The organism is Streptomyces sp. NPDC038707 (assembly GCF_040636485.1).
GTDB lineage: Bacteria > Actinomycetota > Actinomycetes > Streptomycetales > Streptomycetaceae > Streptomyces.
Genome location: NZ_JBEZUP010000028.1, coordinates 17,027 through 38,254, shown reverse-complemented (window position 1 = coordinate 38,254; position 21,228 = coordinate 17,027). Strand labels below are relative to the sequence as shown.

Below are 21,228 nucleotides of genomic sequence, written 5' to 3'. Positions count from 1 at the left end.
GCCGCGCCCCCCAGGCTAGAACCTGGGGGGCGCGGCATTCATTCCGGGCCGGGTGTCCGGGGCCGGTCAGCTCTCGGAGCGGTCCTCGGGGGACTGCTCCGTCACCGGGGCGGACTCCGCCGCCGTCGACTTCACGGTGCTGATCGACGCCGTCGCGCCGTTCGCGCCGTTGGTCAGTGCCAGCTCCTTCGGGGAGAGCACCGGCGGACGGGTGGACGGGGTGCGGCGGGAGGAACCGGTCCAGGCGGGCCGCGGCGGACGCTTGACGATCGGGGCGAAGATCTCGGCGATCTCCTCCTTGCCCAGGGTCTCCTTCTCCAGCAGCTGGAGAACGAGGTTGTCGAGCACGTCGCGGTTCTCGACCAGGATCTCCCAGGCCTCGTTGTGCGCGGTCTCGATGAGCTTCTTGACCTCTTCGTCGACCAGCGCGGCGACCTCTTCCGAGTAGTCCCGCTGGTGGGACATCTCACGGCCGAGGAACGGCTCGCTGTTGTCCCCGCCGAACTTGATCGCGCCGAGACGCTCGGTCATGCCGTACTGCGTGACCATCGCGCGGGCCAGGTTGGTGGCCTTCTCGATGTCGTTCGCGGCGCCGGTGGTCGGGTCGTGGAAGACCAGTTCCTCGGCCGCCCGGCCGCCCAGCATGTAGGCGAGCTGGTCGAGCATCTCGTTGCGGGTGGTCGAGTACTTGTCCTCGTCGGGCAGGACCATCGTGTAACCGAGGGCACGGCCGCGGGAGAGGATCGTGATCTTGTGGACCGGGTCGGAGTTCGGCGAGGCCGCCGCGACCAGGGCGTGACCGCCCTCGTGGTACGCGGTGATCTTCTTCTCCTTGTCCGACATGATCCGGGTCCGCTTCTGCGGGCCCGCGACCACACGGTCGATCGCCTCGTCCAGCGCCTTGTTGTCGATCAGCTTCTGGTCGCCGCGGGCGGTGAGCAGCGCGGCCTCGTTCAGCACGTTGGCGAGGTCGGCACCGGTCATGCCCGGGGTGCGGCGGGCCACGGCGGCCAGATCGACGTCGGGCGCGACCGGCTTGCCCTTCTGGTGGACCTTGAGGATCTCCAGGCGGCCCTGGAGGTCCGGCGGGTCGACCGCGATCTGCCGGTCGAAGCGGCCGGGGCGCAGCAGGGCCGGGTCGAGGATGTCCGGCCGGTTGGTGGCGGCGATCAGGATCACGCCGCCCTTCACGTCGAAGCCGTCCATCTCGACCAGCAGCTGGTTCAGGGTCTGCTCGCGCTCGTCGTGACCGCCGCCGAGGCCGGCGCCGCGGTGGCGGCCGACCGCGTCGATCTCGTCCACGAAGACGATCGCCGGGGCGTTCGCCTTGGCCTGCTCGAACAGGTCACGCACCCGGGAGGCACCGACACCGACGAACATCTCGACGAAGTCGGAACCGGAGATCGAGTAGAACGGGACGCCCGCCTCGCCCGCGACGGCGCGCGCGAGCAGCGTCTTGCCGGTACCCGGGCGGCCGTAGAGCAGCACGCCCTTGGGGATCTTGGCGCCGACGGCCTGGAACTTGGCCGGCTCCTGGAGGAACTCCTTGATCTCCTGGAGCTCCTCGACGGCCTCGTCGCAGCCGGCGACATCGGAGAAGGTCGTCTTCGGGGTGTCCTTGGTGATGAGCTTCGCCTTGGACTTGCCGAAGTTCATGACCCGGGAGCCGCCACCCTGCATCTGATTCATCAGGAACAGGAAGACGACCACGATCAGGACGAAGGGGAGCAGGGAGAGCAGGACGCCGACGAACGGGTTCTGCTTGGACGGCGAGACCGTGTAGCCGTCCGTGATCTGCTTTTCCTGGTACTTGGTCTGCAGCGTGCCGGCGAGCTGCACACCCTGGTCGCCGATGTAGCTCGCCTGGATCTTCGAGCTGCCCTCGACCTTGTAGCCGTCCTTGAGCGTGACCTTGATGCTCTGCTCGTCACCGGTGGTGAGCTTGGCCGACTCGACCTTGTTCGCGTTGATCGCCGCCACGACCTGGCCGGTGTCCACCGTCTTGTAGCCGCCGGACGAGCCGACGACCTGCATCAACACGACCACGGCAAGGACGGCCAGCACGATCCACATGACCGGCCCACGGAAGTATCGCTTCACGTCCATCCATACGGAGCGGTGCCGCCCCGTCCCTCCTGCCATAGTGAGTTTGATAAGACAGTTCTTCTGACGGTACCCCAGCATTGGTGCCCGAAGCCGCACGGAGCCGATTCGGCGGCTGGGAAAACCCGTCTCCGCTTGCTTCAACGGAACGGAACCCGCTGGGGTTCCCGATCGTCCTACTGGCTTGGGCCGACTGGCTCAGCCGCCGTAGACGTGGGGCGCGAGCGTACCGACGAACGGCAGGTTGCGGTACTTCTCGGCGTAGTCGAGGCCGTAGCCGACGACGAACTCGTTCGGGATGTCGAAGCCGACCCACTCCACGTCGATGGCGACCTTGGCGGCGTCCGGCTTGCGCAGCAGCGTGCACACCTTCAGGGAGGCGGGCTCGCGGGAGCCCAGGTTGTTGATCAGCCAGGACAGGGTCAGCCCGGAGTCGATGATGTCCTCGACGATCAGGACGTGCCGCCCCTTGATGTCGGTGTCGAGGTCCTTGAGGATGCGCACCACACCGGAGGACTGGGTGCCCGCGCCGTAGGAGGACACGGCCATCCAGTCCATCGTGACGGGGGTGGACAGCGCCCGGGCGAGGTCCGCCATGACCATCACCGCGCCCTTGAGGACGCCGACGATGAGCAGGTCCTTGCCCGCGTACTCCGCGTCGATCTTCGCGGCCAGCTCGGCCAGCTTCGCGTCGATCTCTTCCTTGGTGATGAGCACCCGCTGGAGGTCGGCACCCATGTCTTTCGCGTCCACCCGCATCACTTTCGGTCGTCCCGCACTTACGGCCGCGTGCGCGGCCACCGGCTGCGGCCGCGTGTACGGCCCGAGGGGGCCGCCCGGCCCGCCGGAGGGCACCGGGTGTGGGCACTCCGCGGGGGCCGGTCGTCAGCCTTGCCGAATCACCAGTCTGCCACCCTGCCGCTGGGCGACGACCCGGCCGGGGAGATTGATGGCCCCCTGGCCGCGCCAGCCGGTGATGAGCCGGTCGACTTCCTCGATGTGGCGGGCGAACAGCGCACCGGCCGGGGCGCCCGCCTCGATGGCCGCGCGGCGCAGGATCCGGCGGCGTACGGCGGGCGGCAGGGCGTACAGCTTGGCGCACTCCAGCAGGCCGGCCGCGTCCCGTACGGAGGCCTCGGCCTGCCGGGCCCAGGTGTCCAGGGCGTCGGCGTCGTCGCGGGAGAGCTGGGCGGTGCGGGCCAGCGCCTCCACCACGCCCTTGCCGAGGGCCTTCTCCAGGGCGGGCAGTCCCTCGTGCCGCAGCCGGGAGCGGGTGTAGGCCGGGTCGGCGTTGTGCGGGTCGTCCCACACCGGCAGGGACTGGACCATGCAGGCCTTGCGGGCGGTCTGCCGGTCCAGGTGCAGGAAGGGCCGCCGGTAACGGCCGCCGGCCCCCGAGACCGCGGCCATGCCGGACAGGGAGCGGATGCCGGAGCCGCGGGCGAGGCCCAGCAGGACGGTCTCGGCCTGGTCGTCGCGGGTGTGGCCGAGCAGGATCGCGGCGGCGCCGTGGCGTTCGGCGGCGGCATCCAGGGCGGCGTAGCGGGCGTCCCGGGCGGCGGCCTCGGGGCCGCCCTCGCGGCCGACGGTCACCGCGACGGACTCGACCGGGTCGAGGCGCAGCTCGCGCAGGCGCACGACGACCTCCTCGGCGCGGAGGCCGGAGCCGGGCTGGAGGCGGTGGTCGACGGTGATCCCGCCGGCGCGGACGCCGAGCTTGGGGGCCTCGAAGGCGAGGGCGGAGGCGAGGGCCATGGAGTCGGCGCCGCCGGAGCACGCGACGAGGACGAGCGGGGAGGGGGGCCGCTCGGCCGCCGTCGGCCCCGCGGGCGCGCGGGAGGTCTGGTCGTTCAGGATGTCGTGGAGGACGCGGCGGACCGCCAGGCGTATCGCCGCGACCGCAGGATGGGGACCCATGTCCGGTTCCCTTCATGAAGTTTTCCGGGGGGTGGACCCCGGGGTCGGTCACTCAGAGTGTGTAGATGGTGACAGAACCGGGGCGTTCCCCGAGCATCGCACGCCTACGCATGGCATACGGTCCCTCGGACGGGTGATTGGAGGGGCGTTCGCCTGCCGTCGGCCGGATCCGCTTCACGACTCCGCCGCGCCGTTCACCCCTCGGCCGGGCCGTGCACCCGCGCGACCCAGTCCGCCGGTTTGGCGATCTCCGCCTTGGTGGGGAGGGTGTTGGGCGAGGTCCACACGCGGTTGAAGCCGTCGGTGCCGACCTGCTCGACCACGGCGCGCACGAACCGTTCGCCGTCGCGGTACTGCCTCAGTTTGGCATCCAGACCCAGCAGCTTGCGCAGGGCGGCGTCCAGGCGGGAGGCGCCCTTCGCCCGGCGCTGCTGGAACTTCTCGCGGATCTCGGCGACGCTCGGTACGACGCTGGGGCCGACGCCGTCCATGACGTAGTCGGCGTGGCCCTCCAGCAGGGACATCACGGCGGTGAGCCGGCCGAGGATCTCCCGCTGGGCCGGGGTCTGCACCAGTTCCACGAAGGAGCGCCCGCCGTCCTCCTCCTCGCCCTCGGGACGGCCGCCGGCCAGGGACTGCGCGGCGTCCCGGATGCGCTCCAGGAAGGTCATCGGGTCTACGTCGGTCTCCGCGAGGAACGACTGGATCTCGCCCTCCAGGTGGTCGCGCAGCCAGGGCACGGCGGTGAACTGGGTGCGGTGGGTCTCCTCGTGCAGGCACACCCACAGCCGGAAGTCGTGCGGCTCGACGTCGAGTTCGCGCTCCACGTGCACGATGTTGGGCGCCACCAGCAGCAGCCGGCCGCCGCCGTTCGCACCGGCGGGCAGGTCGCGGCCGGCGGGGGCGAAGGTCTCGTACTGGCCGAGGACCCGGGAGGACAGGAACGACAGGAGCATGCCCAGTTCCACGCCGGTGACCTTGCCGCCGACGGCGCCGAGGACCGCGCCGCCGGGGCCGCCGCCGCGCCGTTCCTGCATCTTCTCCAGCAGCGGTTTGAGGATCTCCCGGAAGCCCGCGACGTTGGCCCGGACCCAGCCGGGGCGGTCCACGACGAGGACGGGGGTGTCGTGGGTCTCCTCCGTGCCCATCCGGGTGAAGCCCCGGACGTGCTCCTCCGAGGCCTTGGCGTGCCGGCGCAGCTCCGCGACGACGGCCCTGGCCTCGTCGCGGCTGACGTCGGGGCCGGGCCGTACCAGCCGTGTCGCGGTCGCCACCGCGAGGTTCCAGTCGACCATCCCGGGAGATGCGGTGCCACCGAAGCCAGTCATGTTGTCAACCGTACGTGAGCGTTCCCGCTTGGGGCAGGCCGTGGGGGCCGGTGGTGGTCAGTTCGCGAGCGCCGTCGCCGCCTTGTCCAGGGCCGACTGGGCCTGGGCCGGGTCCGTGGTGCCGGAGGCCAGGAAGGCGAAGGCCAGCAGGTGGCCGGAGGAGTCCACGACCGTGCCGGCGAGGGCGTTCACCCCGGTCAGGGTGCCGGTCTTGGCACGCACGAGGCCGGACGCGCCGTCGGCGTAGCGCTCGCTCAGCGTGCCGGTGAACCCGGCCACGGGCAGGCCGGTGAGGACCGGGCGCAGGCCGGGGCGGTCCGGGTCGGCCGCCCGGACCAGGAGGCCGGTCAGCAGGCCGGCGGTGAGCCGGTCGGCGCGGTCCAGGCCGCTGCCGTCGCGGAAGACGGCGCCCGCCGTCGGCAGGCCCAGCCCGCGCAGCTGGGTGGCGACGGCCCCGGCGCCGCCGGCGAAGCTCGCCGGACGTCCGCCGGCCAGGGCCGTGTGCCGGGCCAGGGCCTCCGCGATGTCGTTGTCGCTGTACGTGAGCATGCGCTCGACCAGGGCGGACAGCGGCGGCGAGGAGACGGAGGCGAGGGTCTGCGCGCGCGTGCTGGCCTTGGAGGGTCCGGGGTGCGTGGTCGTGATGCCGGCGGCCTTCAGGAAGCCCGCGAATTTCACCGCCGCGTCCGCCGCCGGGTCGCCGACGCGGATCACCGGGCCGCTGGTCGAGTCGTCGGTGCGGCCCTCGTCGGCGGTCAGGGCGGTGACGGGGGCGAGGTTGTCGTTGACGCCGATGGGGTGCAGGGCGGGGCCGGTGAACAGGGTGGTGTCGTAGGACAGGGTGATCCGGTGGATGCCGCGTGCGCGCAGGGCCTTCGCGGTGTCCGCGGCCAGGGTCCGCAGGCTGGCCCAGCCGGCGGCGCGGGCGCGCGCGGTCAGGGTGGGGTCGCCGCCGCCGACCAGGACGAGTTCCCGGGTGTCGGGTTCGAGGGCGGTGCGGGTGGTGAGGCGGTGGTCGGGGCCGAGGGCGGACAGGGCGGCGACGGCGGTGGCGATCTTGGTCGTGGAGGCGGGGGTGAGGGCCTTGCCGGCGTCGGCGTCGTACAGGCGTTCGCCGGTCGTGGCGTCGACGACGGCCGCCGCGTGGTCGCCGCCCAGCTCGGGGGCGTCCAGGAGGGGCTCCAGGGCGTCCGAGACGGCCCGGGCGTCCGGCGCGGTCCGTCTGGTGCCCACCGCGCCCGCGACACCGCCCAGTCCCGTCAGCACGGGTCCCGCGCTCGGTGCGGGCCGGAGACCGCCCGGGGCCGTGCCGGGGCGACCGTGATCTGCGCCACCTGACCGCTCGAAGGCGGCGGCGCGGTCCCGCTCGGCCGTACGCTGACCCGTGGCGTCCCAGGGTCCGGCCGCGGTCACCACACCGGCGGCCAGTGCCAGGCCGGCGGTGGCGGCGCCCGCGGTGTACTGCCAGGTCCGGACGGTGCGCGGACGGGGGAGACGGGGGAGGTGCGCAGGGCCGGTCCGCACGGCCTTCGGCAGCCGTGCGAGCTTCGGCCGCACGGCCGTCACGGCGCGCGCGAGACGTGGTCGGACGGCGTTCGCGAGCCGCGCCACCCGCGGTCCCGCGGTTCGCCAAGGCCCCAGCTCTGGCACGACCACCAGCCCCTTTCGCGATCACACACCTGCGTGAGGGACACTTAACCACCAGAACTATGTGCTGATCATGGAGGAGCCACCGGTGGAGTTCGACGTCACGATCGAGATCCCGAAGGGTTCGCGGAACAAGTACGAGGTGGACCACGAGACCGGCCGGATCCGCCTGGACCGTCGCCTCTTCACCTCGACCGCCTACCCGACCGACTACGGCTTCGTCGAGAACACCCTCGGCGAGGACGGCGACCCGCTGGACGCGCTGGTCATTCTGGACGAGCCGACCTTCCCGGGCTGCCTGATCCGCTGCCGTGCGATCGGCATGTTCCGGATGACGGACGAGGCGGGCGGCGACGACAAGCTGCTGTGCGTGCCGGCCACCGACCCGCGGGTGGAGCACCTGCGGGACATCCACCACGTGTCGGAGTTCGACCGCCTGGAGATCCAGCACTTCTTCGAGGTCTACAAGGACCTGGAGCCCGGCAAGTCGGTCGAGGGTGCCAACTGGGTGGGCCGTACGGACGCCGAGGCGGAGATCGAGCGGTCGTACAAGCGCTTCAAGGAGCAGGGCGGTCACTGACCCCCGGCTTCCCGTGGACGGGCCGCACGCCGAGCGTGCGGCCCGTTCGCATGTGTGCACGCATGCGGCCCATCGGGGTACGTGTGCGCATACTGAGGGCTACGCAAGGTGTCGTGCAGGGAGCGGTGCGAAGTGACGGAGGCGGAGGACCGCAAGCCCCGGTCGGACGAGGCGCGGTACGACCCGGAGATCACCTCCGAGTTCGCGATCCCGCGGGGTCTGGACGTCCCCAAGGGCGGCGGTGAGAGCGAGACGACCTCCGAGTTCGCGGTGCCGGAGGGGCTGCAGACGCCGCAGCCGGCCGGTGCCGAGCCGGAGGGCTCCGCGTTCACGCCGCCGCGCACCTACAGCGCGAAGGAGGCGCCGGCCGCGTTCACGCCGGCAACCGGGGTGCCGCTGGTCAGCCTGATCAAGGACGCGCCCTGGCAGGACCGGATGCGCACGATGCTGCGCATGCCGGTGACCGAGCGGCCGGCCCCGGAGCCGGTGCAGCGCGAGGAGGAGGGCGGCCCGGCCGTCCCGCGCGTGCTGGACCTGTCCCTGCGGATCGGCGAGCTGCTGCTGGCCGGCGGGGAGGGCGCCGAGGACGTGGAGGCCGCGATGTTCGCGGTGTGCCGGTCCTACGGCCTGGACCGCTGCGAGCCGACCGTCACCTTCACCCTGCTGTCGATCTCGCACCAGCCGTCCCTGGTGGACGACCCGGTGACGGCGTCCAGGACGGTACGGCGGCGGGGCACCGACTACACCCGGCTGGCGGCCGTCTTCCGGCTCGTGGACGACCTCAGCGACCCGGAGACCGAGGTCTCGCTGGAGGAGGCCTACCGGCGCCTGGCGGAGATCCGCCGCAACCGGCATCCCTACCCCGGCTGGGCGCTGACCCTGGCCGGCGGGCTGCTGGCCGGTGCGGCCTCCCTGCTGGTGGAAGGCAAGCTCGACGCGATCGTGTTCGTGGCGGCGGCCGTCGGTGCCATGCTCGGCGACCGGCTGGCGTGGCTGTGCGCGGGCCGCGGGCTGCCGGAGTTCTACCAGTTCATGGTGGCCGCGATGCCGCCCGCGGCGATAGGGGTGGCGCTGACCCTGGCCCACGTGGACGTGCAGGGCTCGGCGGTGATCACCGGTGGGCTGTTCGCGCTGCTGCCGGGGCGGGCGCTGGTCGCGGGGGTGCAGGACGGGCTGACGGGCTTCTACATCACCGCCTCCGCGCGGCTGCTGGAGGTCATGTACTTCTTCGTCGGCATCGTCGCCGGGGTGCTGACCGTCCTGTACTTCGGCGTGAAGATCGGCGGCAAGCTGAATCCGGAGGCCGCGCTCACGGTGACGGAGCAGCCGGCGGTGCAGCTCGCGGCCTCGATGCTGCTGTCCCTGACCTTCGCCGTCCTGCTTCAGCAGGAACGTTCCACCGTGCTCTGGGTGACCCTGAACGGGGGCGTCGCCTGGTCGGTGTACGGCGCGATGCACCTCACCGGCCGCATCTCACCGGTGGCCTCCACGGCGGTCGCGGCGGGCCTGGTGGGCCTGTTCGGACAGCTGCTGGCCCGGTACCGGTTCGCTTCCGCGCTGCCGTACACGACGGCGGCGATCGGACCGCTGCTGCCCGGTTCCGCGACCTACTTCGGGCTGCTGTCCATGGCCCAGAACGACGTGGACAAGGGGCTGGTGTCGCTGGCCAAGGCCGTGTCGCTGGCCATGGCCATCGCCATCGGGGTCAACCTGGGCTCGGAGATATCCCGGTTGTTCCTGCGGATCGGCTCCGCCGGGAAGCGCCGGGCGGCGAAGCGGACCAGGGGCTTCTGAGCGCCGTACGGTCCGGGGTCCCGGCGGCTACGGGCGGCGCTGGTCGTACGGGTAGCCGTTCTCGTCGTACTGCTGCTGGTCATAGCCCTGGCGCTGGTCGTAGCCCTGCTGCTGCGGGTGCTGCTGCTGGTTCCACTGCTGCTGCGGGTACCGCTGCTGGTCGTACGGCTGCTGCTGGTGCTGCTGCTGTCCGTCGTAGTACGGGTCGTAGCCCTGCTGCCGGTTCCAGTCCCGCTGCTGCGGCTGCGGGTACCCGGGCTGCTCGTACCGCTGTTCCTCGTGGCGCGGCTGTTCCGGCTCGATGCGCCGCAGCTGGGTCGTGGCGTCGTCCATGACCGGGGGCTGCTGCCGGTACTCGGGCCGGGGCTGCTGGTGGGCGGGCTGCGCCGGCACCGGCTGGGGCTGCGGCCGGGTCCGGGCGGCCTTCTTCTCCTTGGCGCGGGCGCGCAGGAACTCGATCGCGATCGGGATCACGGAGACGAGGACGATCAGGATGAGGATCGCCTCGATGTTGTCCTTGACGAACGCGATGTTGCCGAGCCAGGAGCCGAGCAGGGTGACACCGGCGCCCCACAGGACACCGCCGATGACGTTGAAGACCAGGAACGAGCGGTACTTCATGCCGCTGACGCCCGCGATGATCGGCGTGAACGTGCGCACGACCGGCACGAAGCGGGCCAGGACCAGGGACTTGGGGCCGTACTTCTCGAAGAACTCGTGCGCCTTGGTGACGTTCTCCTGCTTGAACAGGCGCGAGTCCGGGCGGTTGAACAGGGACGGGCCGACCTTCTTGCCGAACATGTAGCCCGCCTGGTCGCCCAGGACCGCGGCGAGGCAGATCAGGCCGATCGCGGCCCACAGCGGGAAGTCGAGATCGCCGGAGGTGATCAGCAGGCCGCAGGTGAACAGCAGCGAGTCACCCGGCAGGAAGAAGCCGATGAGCAGGCCGGACTCGGCGAAGACGATGAGCAGCAGGCCCCAGATGCTGTAGGTGTCGAGCAGGTAGTTGGGATCGAGCCAGCTCGGGCCTAGGGCGAGTGTCATCACGGGTCCGGGCTCCTGAAGGGGTGAGGGCGGCTACGGCTTCCGAGTGCGGCCGCACAAAGCTATCAACGCGATGTGCCGTGCCCAGGTTCCACCGGTCGCTCCAGGATGCCCTGTGCGAGGCCCCGGAGAAAGCTGTGCCTCCGGGGACACGTGAGGTTCCGGCCCGGGAGCGAACCCCGTGCGCTCCCGGGCCGGTCGGCTCAGGACCCGGTGTGCCGGGCCGCGTTCGCCACGATCGCGTCCCGCATGTAACGGGCCAGACCGGGGCGGATCGCCTCGTACGTGGCGGTGAACCGCTCGTCGGTGACGTACATCTCGCCGAGGCACGTGTGCAGCTCGTGCCCACAGTCGTAGTACGCGCGGGTGATGAACCGGCGGTGTTCCTCGGCGACCTCCATGGCCGCCTCCGCGTCCGCGGGCACGCCCTCGGCGAGCAGGGCGGCCATCCGGCCGTGGACCGCGTCCAGCTCGGCGTTGAGCCGCTTCCAGTCCTCCTTGGTGTAGGAGGCGGTCCGGTCCTGCGACTGCCGGTAGGCCTCGGTGTGGCCCCAGCGCCGCTCCACCTCGTCCGCGTGCTCGTCCGGGTCGAAGTCGCCGAAGACCTCGAACTTCTCCTCCGGTGTCAGGTTGACGCCCATCTTGCGTGCCTCCATGGCGTGCTCCACGGCCGCGGCCATCTTCTGGAGCTTCTCGATCCGGGCGGTCAGCACGTCGTGCCGGCGGCGCAGGTGCGCGCGCGGGTCCGTGTCCGGATCGTCGAGCAGGGCCGCGACCTCGTCGAGCGGGAAGCCGAGCTCCCGGTAGAACAGGATCTGCTGGAGCCGGTCGAGATCGGCCTCGGTGTAGCGCCGGTGCCCGGCGTGGGTACGCCCGCCGGGCACGAGCAGTCCGATCTCGTCGTAGTGGTGCAGGGCGCGCACCGTGATCCCGGCGAATCCGGCGACCTGGCCCACGGAGTAGACCCGTCCCGGGTGCCGCTCCTGTCCCACGGGCCGTGCCTGTCCCACGGGGTGGCTCACTTCTTCCGCTCCTTCGGTCGGTACGCCGTCCACCCTGCGCCCTCACGTCGCGTGAGGTGCAAGCCGAGGCCGCTCAGCGGTCGTCCTCCGGGTGCCGCTCCCCCGTCGCGTACGGGTTCTCCCGGCCCTCGGCGAGGACGCCGACGAACGGGTCGCCCTCGCCCGCGAAGGTGTACGCGCCCGCTTCCAGCCGGTCGACCAGGCCCTGGGTCCAGGCCGCGTCGGAGTCGGCCGTGTGGAGCCACATGCGCATGATCTCGCCGATGTGGCCGAGCTGCTGCGGGCCGCCCTCGGGGAGGTAGTCCCCGGTCACGGAGTCCCGCCACCGCCCGATCCGGCGGATCCGCTCCCGCAGCAGTTCCACGGCCTCCGCGCGGGGCAGCTCGACCAGGAAGCCGAGGGCCGCCGACCGGACGTCGGGCTTCTGGTCGTAGGAGACCAGGGACTCCCGCAGCAGCCGGAGGAACTCCTCCTCGCCGCGGCCGGTGATCTCGTACTCGGTGCGCGGCGGCCCGCCGGCCGTGGACGGCGCGGTCTCGTGCGCGCGCAGCAGTCCCTGCCGGGCCAGCTGCTTCAGGGCGTGGTAGACCGAACCGGGCTTCGCGTTGGACCACTCGTGCGCGCCCCAGTACTCCAGGTCGTTGCGCACCTGGTAGCCGTGGGCCCGGCCGTGCTGACGGACCGCGCCCAGCACGAGGAGACGGATCGCTGACATGGGGTCCAGGTTAGGACCCCCGGTCAGGCCGGGGTCCCCGCCTCGGCGACCAGCTCGAACGCGGTCTTCCCGTCGAGCGACTCGCGGATGATGTCGGCGTGGCCGGCGTGCCGGGCCGTCTCGCGGATCAGGTGCAGGCACAGCCAGCGCAGCGAGACGCGGCCCTCGGGCGGGAACCAGGGGTCGGGCGGCAGCGGGAAGGTGTCGTTCAGGCTGGGCGCGGACCGGATCAGCTCCTCCGTGCCGGCGGCCACCCGCTCCCAGTAGGCCAGCCGCGCGGCGACCGTCTCGTCGTCCGTCAGGCGGAACGACTCGTGCCAGTTCGACGGGTCGCGCCGCACGGCGGGCGGCTCCCGCCTCGCCCGGGCGACCCAGCCCTGCTCCGTCTCGGCGACGTGCTTGAGCAGGCCGCCCAGGGACAGTTCGCTCGCGCTCGGACGGGTACGGGCCTGCTCCTCGGTCAGCCCGAGCAGCGCCCGGCGGATCCCGCCGCGCTGCTCCTCGAGGAACGCGAGCAGCGCTCCCCGCTCGTCGCCCTCGTCCTCCGCCGGAACGTGCGTGACCATGACCCGCCGCCTCTCGTCTGGCCGTCCGCCGGGGTTCTCCCCGGCAGGAACGACGCTAGGGGCCATTGCGGTCAGGTCCTGGCCGCAATGGCCCCCGTGCGGGATCAGAGGTACGGCTAGAACGGGAATCCGCTGCGGCCGTGCTGGATCGAGATCCACTTGACGGTGGTGAACGCCTCCAGCGTCGTCTCGCCGTTGAGGCGGCCCACGCCGGAGTGCTTCTCCCCGCCGAAGGGCACGATCGGCTCGTCGTGCACGGTGCCGTCGTTCACGTGGAACATGCCGGTGTCGATGCGCTGGGCGAAGGCCACCCCGCGCTCGATGTTCCCGGTGTGGACGGCACCGCTCAGGCCGTACGGCGTGCCGTTGACGATCCGCACCGCGTCCTCCTCGCCGTCGAACGGGATGAGGAAGACGACCGGGCCGAAGACCTCCTGCTGGAGCAGCGGCGAGCCGGCCGGGACGCCGGTCAGCACGCTCGGCTCGACCAGGTTGTTGGTCGTGGTGCCGTGCACCAGGGCGGTGGCTCCCTCGGCGAGCGCCTGCTCGACGGTCCCGGAGACCGCGGCGGCCTGCGCGGAGTTGATCACGGGGCCGATCACGGTCTGCGGGTCGGTCGGGTCGCCGACCTTCAGGGTCCTGACCTTGGCGACGAACTTCTCGGTGAACTCCTTGTGGACGGAGCGGTCCACAAGGACCCGGTTGGCGGCCATGCAGACCTGGCCCTGGTGCACGAACCGGCTGAAGACCGCCGCGTCCACCGCGTAGTCGATGTCGGCGTCGTCCAGCACCACCAGGGCGCTGTTGCCGCCGAGTTCGAGGACCGAGCGCTTGAAGTGCCTGGCGCACACGGTGGCGACGTGCCGGCCGACCTTGTCGGATCCGGTGAAGGAGATCACCTTCGGGACGGGGTGCTCGATGAACGCGTCACCGATCTCGGCGATGTCGGTGACCAGGACGTTCAGCAGACCGCCGGGCAGCCCGGCGTCCTCGAAGATCTTCGCGATCAGGGTGCCGCCGGCGATCGGGGTGTTCTGGTGCGGCTTGAGCACCACGCCGTTGCCGAGGGCGAGCGCCGGGGCGACCGACTTCAGCGACAGCAGGAAGGGGAAGTTGAACGGGCTGATCACCCCGACGACACCGACCGGCACGCGGTAGACGCGGTTCTCCTTGCCGTCACCCGGCGAGGGCAGGATCCTGCCCTCGGGGCGCAGCGCGAGGTGGACCGACTCGCGCAGGAACTCCTTGGCGAGGTGCAGCTCGAAGCCGGCCTTGACGCGCGTGCCGCCCAGCTCCGCGGTGATCAGGTCGGCTATCTCCTGCTCACGGTCCTCCACCAGCCGCAGCGCACGCTCGAAGACGGCCCGCCGGGTGTAGGGGTTGGTCTTCGCCCACTCCTGCTGGGCGCGAGCGGCGGCCCGGTAGGCCAGGTCCACCTCCTCGACGGTGGCCACGGTGATCGAGGCCAGCTTCTCGTCGTTGTAGGGGTTGAAGTCGATGACGTCCCAGGAGCCCGTGCCCGGGCGCCACTCGCCGTCGATGTACTGCTGGGCCAGGTCGCTGAAGTAGGACGACATGTGATCCCTCAATCGCTAGCGGACACCAGTTCTGCGCCGTGTCTGACAGGACGTCATCGTACTGGCGGGTACCGCTGGTTGAGAGCCCTTCCGGGTCAGGAGAGTTGCAGGAGGCCGCGGAGCAGATCCCGGCTCTCGTCCGGGCCGGGACTGTCCTGCTGGAGCTCCTTGAGGGCCTGCTCGTACTGGGCGACGTCCTCGCGCTTGTCCAGGTAGAGGGCGCTGGTCAGCTGCTCCAGGTAGACCACGTCGGACAGGTCGGACTCGGGGAAGCTGAGGATGGTGAAGGCACCGCTCTCGCCGGAGTGCCCGCCGAAGCTGAACGGCATCACCTGGAGCCGCACGTTGGACCGCTCGGAGAGGTCGATCAGGTGCTGGAGCTGGCCGCGCATCACGCCCCGGTCGCCGTAGGGGCGGCGCAGGGCGGCCTCGTCCAGGACGATGTGCAGTTCCGGCGCGTTGTCGGAGAGCAGGTACCGCTGCCGCTCCAGGCGCAGGGCGACCCGGCGCTCGATGTCGGCCGCGCTCGCGCCCTTCATGCCGCGCCGGACCACCTCGCGGGCGTACTCCTCGGTCTGGAGCAGGCCGTGCACGAACTGCACCTCGTAGACCCGGATCAGCGAGGCGGCGCCCTCCAGGCCCACATAGGTGGGGAACCAGCTGGGCAGGACGTCGGTGTAACTGTGCCACCAGCCCGCGACGTTGGCCTCCCGGGCGAGGGAGAGCAACGACTCGCGCTCCGCCTCGTCGGTGATGCCGTAGAGCGTCAGCAGGTCTTCGACGTCTCTCGTCTTGAAGCTCACCCGGCCCAGCTCCATGCGGCTGATCTTCGACTCGGAGGCGCGGATCGAGTACCCCGCCGCCTCGCGCGTGATTCCCCGCGCTTCCCGCAGTCGCCTGAGTTGCGAGCCGAGCAGCATCCGCCGCACCACCGATCCGGGCTCTCCCGCGCTCACTTTCGCCAGCCTCCCCAACCGTCTCCCAGGGGCCGAAGTCTGCCACTAAAACACTCCGAGCAGTACTCGCCCGGTTACGGAAACGGAAAGAGCTCGGCCGTTTCCCCGGGGCCCTGACCGGGCAAGAGGTCCGGACCTCTGGCAGGCGGCCGGGCGAACTCGGCGGAAAAAATGGCCAAGAAGCGGTACGGGATGTGCCATTTCGGCCGCGTGCACGTGCATCTGCCCTTGCATCTGCTCTGCGCTTCCGAAACCATGGGTGCCGCGCCACCGCTGCATCGCAACGACCGCGAAATCCCGGGGGAGTGCCTCGCATGGGGACGAATGGATCGACCATGCTCAAGCCGTTACGGCAGGGCCTTCCGCCGCTGGATCCCGCGGCCGTGTCCGATGCCGCCTCCTGCGCCCTCCCCGCCCGGTACGAGGCGGTGCGCGAGGCCCGGCGCTTCACCCGCGACACCCTGGGGCAGTGGGACGTCGGCGAGCGCTTCGACGACGTGTGTCTCGTCGTCTCCGAACTCGCCACCAACGCCCTGCGCCACGCGGTGCCGGCCGTCCCCTGTCCCGGCGACGGGCTCCCGTCCGTGCGGCTGCACCTGATGCGCTGGAGCGAGCGCCTGGTGTGCGCGGTGCGCGACCCGAGCCACGAGACGCCGGTGCCCGGGGACTCGGACGACTTCTCGGCCGAGTCGGGCCGCGGCCTCTTCCTCGTCGACTCCTTCGCCGACAGCTGGGGCTGGCACCCGCTCGCGGGCACCCTGCGGGGCAAGGTGGTCTGGGCGCTGTTCCGGCTGCACCCGGCGGGCTGATCCGCCGCGGCACCGGCGCACGCCCGGTTTCTACGCGCGTACACCGTGACTCGTCCGGTGCGGGTGCCGTTGTCCGGCCGCCGCGGGTGCCGGTGTCCGCCTCGCCCGTGCGCGGGTGCCGCCCGCGCACGGGCAGCTCAGCTCGTGACCAGGTGGTCGAACTCGCCGTCCTTGACCCCGAGGAGCATCGCCTCGATCTCCGCCCGGGTGTAGACGAGCGCCGGCCCGTCCGGGAAGCGCGAGTTGCGCACGGCGACATCGCCGCCCGGCAGCCGCGCGAACTCCACGCAGGAACCCTGCGAGTTGCTGTGCCTGCTCTTCTGCCAGGCCACTCCGTCCAGCTGCGTGGCAGCCATGCCGTTGTACACGTCGTACCCCCCGTACACGCCGTCAACGTCGCGGTCCACAGATCGCTCCCCGCTGGTGCACCGGCTGTGTGGCCATAGGTGCTGTGGTCAACTGACCCGGATCATAACTCTGTTCACGTGCAGATGCATGAGCAGATGCACGTGCACGAGCGGTGTTCCCGCGGTTACAGCCTTGACGTGTGCTTTACCAGAGCCGTCCGGGCGTCTGCCCGGGAGCAGGCAGGTCATGCCGTGCCCCCGCACTGAGAGAAGACGCTTACCGTGCCTCTCATGTTCCACGGTCCGGCAACCGGCCGGCCCACCGGACCGGCCGCAGCGGCGTCCGCCCAGCGGAGGAACGGACTCCGGTCGTGACGGAGATCATGCGGTACCGGCCGGCGCCGCCCTGCGGGGGAGTGCGGGGCGGCGCCTGCCTGCGAAGGGACGGATCAGCGGCCGGGGTACGGCAGCAGCGCCATCTCCCGGGCGTTCTTCACCGCCCGCGCGAGCAGCCGCTGCTGCCGGACGGTGACCCGGGTGACACGGCGGCCGCGGATCTTCCCCCGGTCGGAGAGGAACGTCCGCAGCAGGCCGGTGTCCTTGTAGTCGACGGTGGTGATCCCGGCCTCGTCCAGGGGGTTGGGGCGGTTCCGCACGGACGGGCGGTCGCTCTTGCGGGGCATCAGACCTCCAGCAGGGTGTCGAAGGCGGGCGGGAGCCGCCGCCAGGAGTCCCGTCCGGCGGCGTACTCGGCGTCGGTGAGCAGGCAGGACTCCAGCAGCCGGGCCAGTCCCTCGCGGTCGAGGGCGGGCGAGGTGAACACGAGGTGGTTGCAGCGGTCGCCGTGCTCCGGGTGCCAGTCCAGCGCGGCGGCGGCCCGGCGCACCGGCGGGACCAGTTCCCAGGCCGCGTCCGGCAGCGCGGCGAGCCAGGGCCCGGCGCTCTCCACGCACAGCGCGCCGCCGGCCGCGTCCCAGTGCAGCAGCGAGTCCGGCTTGTCGGCGAGCCAGAACCGGCCCCGGCTGCGGGCGGCGGCGCAGGTCAGGTCCTCCAGTGCCGCGTACAGCCGCTCCGGGTGGAAGGGCCGGCGGCGGCGCCAGACCAGGGTGGAGACGCCGTGGCCGTCGGCCTCCTGGGGCAGCAGGGCACAGGCCGGGTGCTGGGCAGCGGCGGCGGCCTCCACGTCGAAGCCGGCGAGAGCGGCCCGGGCGAGCGGTCCCCGGGCCCCGGTCTCCGCGCCGACCGGGATCCGGCGGGCCGTCGGGTGGAGCTGGGCCAGCAGTTCGTGGTCCTCGTCGCCGGCCTCCGGGGAGTCGGCCACGGCGAGCACGGGTGCGTACTCGAGCTGCCGGGCGAAGGTGTCGGCGACCGTGCGCCGGTCGGTGGCCGCCGCGGCGAGCCCCGCCTCGGCGAGGTCGTCGCCGTTGCCGAGGTACGGCAGCACCAGCGCCGGGTCCACGGCCGTGATCACCGACGTGACGGCCAGTCCGCCGGAGGCGATCACCTCGGCCATCGCCTTGGGCTCGACGGAGTCCCACAGCTCGACGACCGCCAGCCGGGTGTCGCCGGTGCCGGCGAGCCGGCGCAGTTCGGGCACCAGGTCCTCGCGCAGCGCACAGCAGGCGCAGTCGTTCACCAGGGGCGTCTGCCCGCCGGACACGAGGCCGGCGCGGTCCCGCACGGTCCGCGTGACGGTGCCGGCCGGTGCCGTGGAGAGGTCGTGGTGGAGTACGACGCTCCCGGGCACGTCGGCGAGCAGCCGGTCGACGGCCGCCGTGCGGGCGGCGGCGTGCAGCCCGCCGACGACGGCCACCGCCAGGCTCACGCCCCGCCCCGCTTCCCGAACCGGCGCTCGAAGCGCTCGACGCGTCCGGCGGTGTCCAGCACGCGCGCGGTGCCGGTGCAGAAGGGGTGGCTGACGTTCGAGATCTCTACGTCCACGACCGGGCAGGTGTTGCCGTCCTCCCACTGCGCCGTCTTGTCGCTCGTCAGGGTCGACCGGGTGAGGAAGGCGTGGCCGGAGGCGCGGTCGCGGAAGACGACCGGCCCGTAGGCGGGGTGGATTCCCTTGCGCATGGCGGAGGTTCAGCGCTCCTCTCGGAAGTCGGCGTGCCGGCCGGCGACGGGGTCGTACTTGCGCAGCGTCATACGGTCCGGGTCGTTGCGGCGGTTCTTGCGGGTCACGTAGGTGTAGCCGGTCCCGGCGGTGGACCGGAGCCTGATGACCGGGCGCAGCTCGTTGCGTGGCATGCTGCTACCTTACTGAAAATGAATTCCATTTGCTGACTCGATGCGAGGAGACCTACGTCACCATGTCCGCGCACTGCATGCTCACCGGGGCCCGGCCGGGCTTCGGCAACCGCGTCTCCCACTCCCACCGGCGCACCTCCCGCCGCTTCGACCCCAACATCCAGACCAAGCGCTACTGGCTGCCCGGCGAAGGCCGGTACGTCCGGCTGCGGCTGAGCGCGAAGGGGGTCAGGACGGTGGACGCGATCGGTGTGGAGGCGGCCGTCGCCCGCATCCGCGCCCGGGGGGTGCGGGTCTGATGGCGAAGAAGAGCAAGATCGCGGGGAACGAGCGGCGCAAGGAGGTCGTCGCCCGCTACGCCGGGCGCCGCGCCGAACTGAAGGAGACCATCCGCCGGCCCGCCACCTCCGAGGCCGAACGGCTCGCCGCCCAGCGGGAACTGCGGGCCCAACCGAGGGACGCCTGCGCCGCGCGGATCCGCAACCGCGACCAGGTCGACGGCCGCCCCCGCGGTCACCTGCGCGCCTTCGGGCTGTCCCGGGTGAACCTGCGGGTACTGGCCCACCAGGGCTTCCTGCCCGGGGTGCGGAAGTCTTCGTGGTGAGGACGGCCGGCCGGGGCCGGTCGCGGGCCGTGCGGTGACGGCGGTAGTGGCGGCCTGCCTCCGGAGGCGAGGCGGCCGGGGACGGTCCGCCGTCGGCGGCAGTGCCGACCGGGCCCGGTGGCGAGCCGCCCGGGACACGGTGCGGCGCGCCGGGGGGCGGTGAGAGGTACGGCGGGGATGGCGGCCGGGCCGTAGGGCCTCGCGGGGGCGGGAAGCGGGTTGCGGAGGGGCGCGCGTACGGGGCGCGGGGGCAGGCGCCATGATGCAGGGGCACCGTCACCACCAGGACAGGGACCCGCCCATGCGCGCCATTCCGCTCACCGTCACCGTTCTCGCCGCCGCCCTGCTGCTGACCGCCTGCGACGACGGTGGCCGAAAGAACGGCACCAAGGCCGGCTCGGCCTGCGAGATCGGCGGAGTCTCCGTGCAGATCGGCTCGGCGAGCGTGGCCCCGGCCGCCGGGGACACCGGCGAGATCCCGGTCAGCCTCACCAACCAGAGCGCCCCCTGCACCCTGGACCACTTCCCCGGCGTCGTGCTGAGCGGCGAGGGCGGGGAGGCCACCGTGCCCCCGCTCAAGGGCGCCAAGGCCCAGAAGCTGAAGCTCGCCAAGGGCGACTCCGCGTCCTTCTCGATCACTTACGTGCGCGGCGAGGGCGGTGCGAAGAACACCCTCGCGGCCAAGAGCGTGAAGGTCACCCTGCCCGGCACGGACACCGGCCGGAGCTTCCCGTGGCAGTACGGTCCGGTGGCCGGGAAGGCCGACGGGAGCGGGCCGGACGCCTCGGTGAGCGCCTTCCAGCAGGTCGGCGACTGAGGCCCCGGTCCGGCGGTCCCGGGATCACTCCAGTCGCGGACGGGCCCTGACCTGTGCCCGGTCCGCCGCGCGGGCGCCCTCCGTCCAGCCCGCCGCGTCGCTCACGCCCCGCAGCCGGGTCGTCGTGGTCTGCGGGAACATGCTCTCCAGCCGGCCGGTGACGGCTGTCTCACGCGTGGCCAGCACCGGCAGCAGGTCCTGGGTCACCTGGGTCTCGGCGGCGGCCGCGAGCCGGTCGCCCACGCGGTGCGCGTAGGCCGCGAGGAACGACTGCCGGAACGTCTTGGTCCGCTTGCGCCCGCCGGCCCGCTGGGCCGCCTCGGCCTTGGTCATCGCGTGCGTGGCCTGCACGAGCAGCGAGGTGTAGAGCAGTTCGACGGCCTCCAGGTCCGCCTCGAAGCCGACGACCGTGGAGAAGCCGAGCGGTTCGTTCCACACCGCGCGGCAGTGGTTGGCCGTGGCCACCGCGTCCAGCAGGACCGCCTTGGCCTGTTCGTACGGCGGCTCGACCCCGATCCGGCAGGCGCCGGGCGCGTCCGGCGCGGGCGCCCCGGCGGCGAGCAGCGCCTCGTCGACGCTGTGCCGGGCCATCAGCTCCTGCGCCTTGGCGCTGAGCGCTTCCGCCTCCTCGGGATAGCCGGTCGCCTCGGCCTTGGCGAGCAGCGCGCGGATGCGGCCGAGCAGGCGGGAGGCGGCCGGGCCCGGCGCACGGCGCTGCTCGTCCTCCAGCGGCTCCAGGGCGGGCAGGCGCAGCAGCAGGCGGTACAGCTCCAGGACGGTGGTGGCGTGCGAGAAGCGGTCGGCGGTGGGGTCCGGGCCGGTGGGCAGCGCGGCCAGCTGGCCGGCCCAGCGGCGCCCGCGCGGGCGGTCCCGCCCGGACTGCGCCCGGATCAGCGCGGCGGCCAGGTGGACGTGCGGGTCCTCCAGCTCGCGCCGCACCAGCCGTACGACGTCGGCGGGCTGCCAGCCGCGTCTCCAGGCCGCCGCCACGAGCTCCTCGCCCCGCCGCGCGAGTTCGGCGTCGGCCCCGGGGTCGGCGGCGAGCAGGGAGGCGCCCGTGTCGAGCCCGGTGTCGGTGTCGTCGTGGAGAGCGGCCCGGAAAGCCCGCTCGACGGTGCTGGCGGTACTGGTCACAGACCCGATCGTGCCACG

The 21,228-nt window shown here is 72.1% G+C and carries 23 protein-coding genes; 6 read left to right on the top strand and 17 right to left on the bottom strand.

The features are described 5' to 3' along the window. Positions 1 to 66 precede the first annotated feature (66 nt). From ftsH to dacB, 5 genes are all read right to left on the bottom strand, one after another. On the bottom strand, positions 67 to 2,106 hold the full coding sequence (ftsH, locus tag AB0E62_RS29710) for an ATP-dependent zinc metalloprotease FtsH (RefSeq protein ID WP_362200479.1): 2,040 nt from the start codon (positions 2,104 to 2,106) through the stop codon (positions 67 to 69). A 195-nt stretch (positions 2,107 to 2,301) separates the two neighbouring features. Then, positions 2,302 to 2,862, bottom strand: coding sequence for a hypoxanthine phosphoribosyltransferase (gene hpt, locus AB0E62_RS29705; RefSeq protein WP_030606186.1), 561 nt, complete (start codon positions 2,860 to 2,862; stop codon positions 2,302 to 2,304). Positions 2,863 to 2,988: 126 nt separating this feature from the next. Continuing rightward, a complete protein-coding gene (gene tilS / locus AB0E62_RS29700; protein ID WP_362200475.1) occupies positions 2,989 to 4,020 on the bottom strand; it encodes a tRNA lysidine(34) synthetase TilS in 1,032 nt (343 codons plus the stop codon). A 194-nt stretch (positions 4,021 to 4,214) separates the two neighbouring features. Further along, positions 4,215 to 5,348, bottom strand: a complete 1,134-nt coding sequence (locus tag AB0E62_RS29695; RefSeq protein WP_362200472.1) for a zinc-dependent metalloprotease — start codon at positions 5,346 to 5,348, stop codon at positions 4,215 to 4,217. 57 nt (positions 5,349 to 5,405) lie between these two features. Continuing rightward, the gene (gene dacB, locus AB0E62_RS29690) at positions 5,406 to 6,959 is read right to left on the bottom strand and encodes a D-alanyl-D-alanine carboxypeptidase/D-alanyl-D-alanine-endopeptidase (protein WP_362200469.1); all 1,554 of its coding nucleotides are present in this window, start codon (positions 6,957 to 6,959) and stop codon (positions 5,406 to 5,408) included. Positions 6,960 to 7,083: 124 nt separating this feature from the next. Between dacB and AB0E62_RS29685 the strand changes: the two genes are divergently transcribed. Further along, positions 7,084 to 7,575, top strand: a complete 492-nt coding sequence (locus tag AB0E62_RS29685) for an inorganic diphosphatase (protein ID WP_029381130.1) — start codon at positions 7,084 to 7,086, stop codon at positions 7,573 to 7,575. 132 nt (positions 7,576 to 7,707) lie between these two features. Next, positions 7,708 to 9,369, top strand: coding sequence for a threonine/serine exporter family protein (locus AB0E62_RS29680; protein WP_362200466.1), 1,662 nt, complete (start codon positions 7,708 to 7,710; stop codon positions 9,367 to 9,369). Positions 9,370 to 9,396: 27 nt separating this feature from the next. Here AB0E62_RS29680 and AB0E62_RS29675 read toward each other — a convergent pair whose 3' ends face one another. The 6 genes from AB0E62_RS29675 to AB0E62_RS29650 all read right to left on the bottom strand — a co-directional run bounded on the left by AB0E62_RS29675 (position 9,397) and on the right by AB0E62_RS29650 (position 15,213). Continuing rightward, complete coding sequence (locus AB0E62_RS29675) at positions 9,397 to 10,416, bottom strand: DedA family protein (protein ID WP_362200463.1); 1,020 nt, start codon at positions 10,414 to 10,416, stop codon at positions 9,397 to 9,399. Between the two features lie 200 nt (positions 10,417 to 10,616). Beyond that, entirely contained in the window at positions 10,617 to 11,435 is an 819-nt protein-coding gene (locus AB0E62_RS29670) for a MerR family transcriptional regulator (protein ID WP_362200460.1), read from the bottom strand. 73 nt (positions 11,436 to 11,508) lie between these two features. Next, positions 11,509 to 12,150, bottom strand: coding sequence for a PadR family transcriptional regulator (locus AB0E62_RS29665; protein ID WP_362200457.1), 642 nt, complete (start codon positions 12,148 to 12,150; stop codon positions 11,509 to 11,511). 23 nt (positions 12,151 to 12,173) lie between these two features. Beyond that, a complete protein-coding gene (locus AB0E62_RS29660; protein ID WP_362200454.1) occupies positions 12,174 to 12,716 on the bottom strand; it encodes a DinB family protein in 543 nt (180 codons plus the stop codon). A 116-nt stretch (positions 12,717 to 12,832) separates the two neighbouring features. Beyond that, the gene (locus tag AB0E62_RS29655; RefSeq protein WP_362200451.1) at positions 12,833 to 14,293 is read right to left on the bottom strand and encodes an aldehyde dehydrogenase family protein; all 1,461 of its coding nucleotides are present in this window, start codon (positions 14,291 to 14,293) and stop codon (positions 12,833 to 12,835) included. A gap of 95 nt (positions 14,294 to 14,388) precedes the next feature. Beyond that, a complete protein-coding gene (locus AB0E62_RS29650; protein WP_362200638.1) occupies positions 14,389 to 15,213 on the bottom strand; it encodes a helix-turn-helix transcriptional regulator in 825 nt (274 codons plus the stop codon). Between the two features lie 371 nt (positions 15,214 to 15,584). On the opposite strand from AB0E62_RS29650, the gene AB0E62_RS29645 reads away from it, so the two are divergent. Beyond that, positions 15,585 to 16,058: an ATP-binding protein gene (locus tag AB0E62_RS29645; RefSeq protein ID WP_362200448.1), complete on the top strand. Its 474-nt coding sequence runs from the start codon at positions 15,585 to 15,587 to the stop codon at positions 16,056 to 16,058. Positions 16,059 to 16,195: 137 nt separating this feature from the next. Here the strand turns inward: AB0E62_RS29645 and AB0E62_RS29640 are convergent, their stop codons facing one another. From AB0E62_RS29640 to rpmG, 5 genes are all read right to left on the bottom strand, one after another. Further along, positions 16,196 to 16,465: a DUF397 domain-containing protein gene (locus tag AB0E62_RS29640; RefSeq protein ID WP_362200445.1), complete on the bottom strand. Its 270-nt coding sequence runs from the start codon at positions 16,463 to 16,465 to the stop codon at positions 16,196 to 16,198. A gap of 389 nt (positions 16,466 to 16,854) precedes the next feature. Next, entirely contained in the window at positions 16,855 to 17,088 is a 234-nt protein-coding gene (gene rpsR / locus AB0E62_RS29635; protein ID WP_362200442.1) for a 30S ribosomal protein S18, read from the bottom strand. Then, positions 17,088 to 18,230, bottom strand: a complete 1,143-nt coding sequence (locus tag AB0E62_RS29630) for a GTP-binding protein (RefSeq protein WP_362200439.1) — start codon at positions 18,228 to 18,230, stop codon at positions 17,088 to 17,090. Before AB0E62_RS29630 ends, rpsR begins: the two co-directional genes overlap by 1 nt. Further along, positions 18,227 to 18,481, bottom strand: coding sequence for a type B 50S ribosomal protein L31 (locus tag AB0E62_RS29625; RefSeq protein ID WP_362200436.1), 255 nt, complete (start codon positions 18,479 to 18,481; stop codon positions 18,227 to 18,229). The genes AB0E62_RS29630 and AB0E62_RS29625 overlap by 4 nt, the downstream gene beginning before the upstream one ends. Before the next feature lie 9 nt (positions 18,482 to 18,490). Then, entirely contained in the window at positions 18,491 to 18,655 is a 165-nt protein-coding gene (gene rpmG / locus AB0E62_RS29620) for a 50S ribosomal protein L33 (RefSeq protein WP_362200433.1), read from the bottom strand. Between the two features lie 62 nt (positions 18,656 to 18,717). On the opposite strand from rpmG, the gene rpmB reads away from it, so the two are divergent. The 3 genes from rpmB to AB0E62_RS29605 all read left to right on the top strand — a co-directional run bounded on the left by rpmB (position 18,718) and on the right by AB0E62_RS29605 (position 20,076). Then, entirely contained in the window at positions 18,718 to 18,954 is a 237-nt protein-coding gene (rpmB, locus tag AB0E62_RS29615; protein WP_362200635.1) for a 50S ribosomal protein L28, read from the top strand. Next, positions 18,954 to 19,259: a 30S ribosomal protein S14 gene (rpsN, locus tag AB0E62_RS29610; protein WP_362200430.1), complete on the top strand. Its 306-nt coding sequence runs from the start codon at positions 18,954 to 18,956 to the stop codon at positions 19,257 to 19,259. Before rpmB ends, rpsN begins: the two co-directional genes overlap by 1 nt. A 301-nt stretch (positions 19,260 to 19,560) precedes the next feature. Beyond that, a complete protein-coding gene (locus tag AB0E62_RS29605; RefSeq protein WP_362200427.1) occupies positions 19,561 to 20,076 on the top strand; it encodes a DUF4232 domain-containing protein in 516 nt (171 codons plus the stop codon). 24 nt (positions 20,077 to 20,100) lie between these two features. Here AB0E62_RS29605 and AB0E62_RS29600 read toward each other — a convergent pair whose 3' ends face one another. Further along, entirely contained in the window at positions 20,101 to 21,210 is a 1,110-nt protein-coding gene (locus tag AB0E62_RS29600; RefSeq protein WP_362200424.1) for a DUF2786 domain-containing protein, read from the bottom strand. Positions 21,211 to 21,228 lie beyond the last annotated feature (18 nt).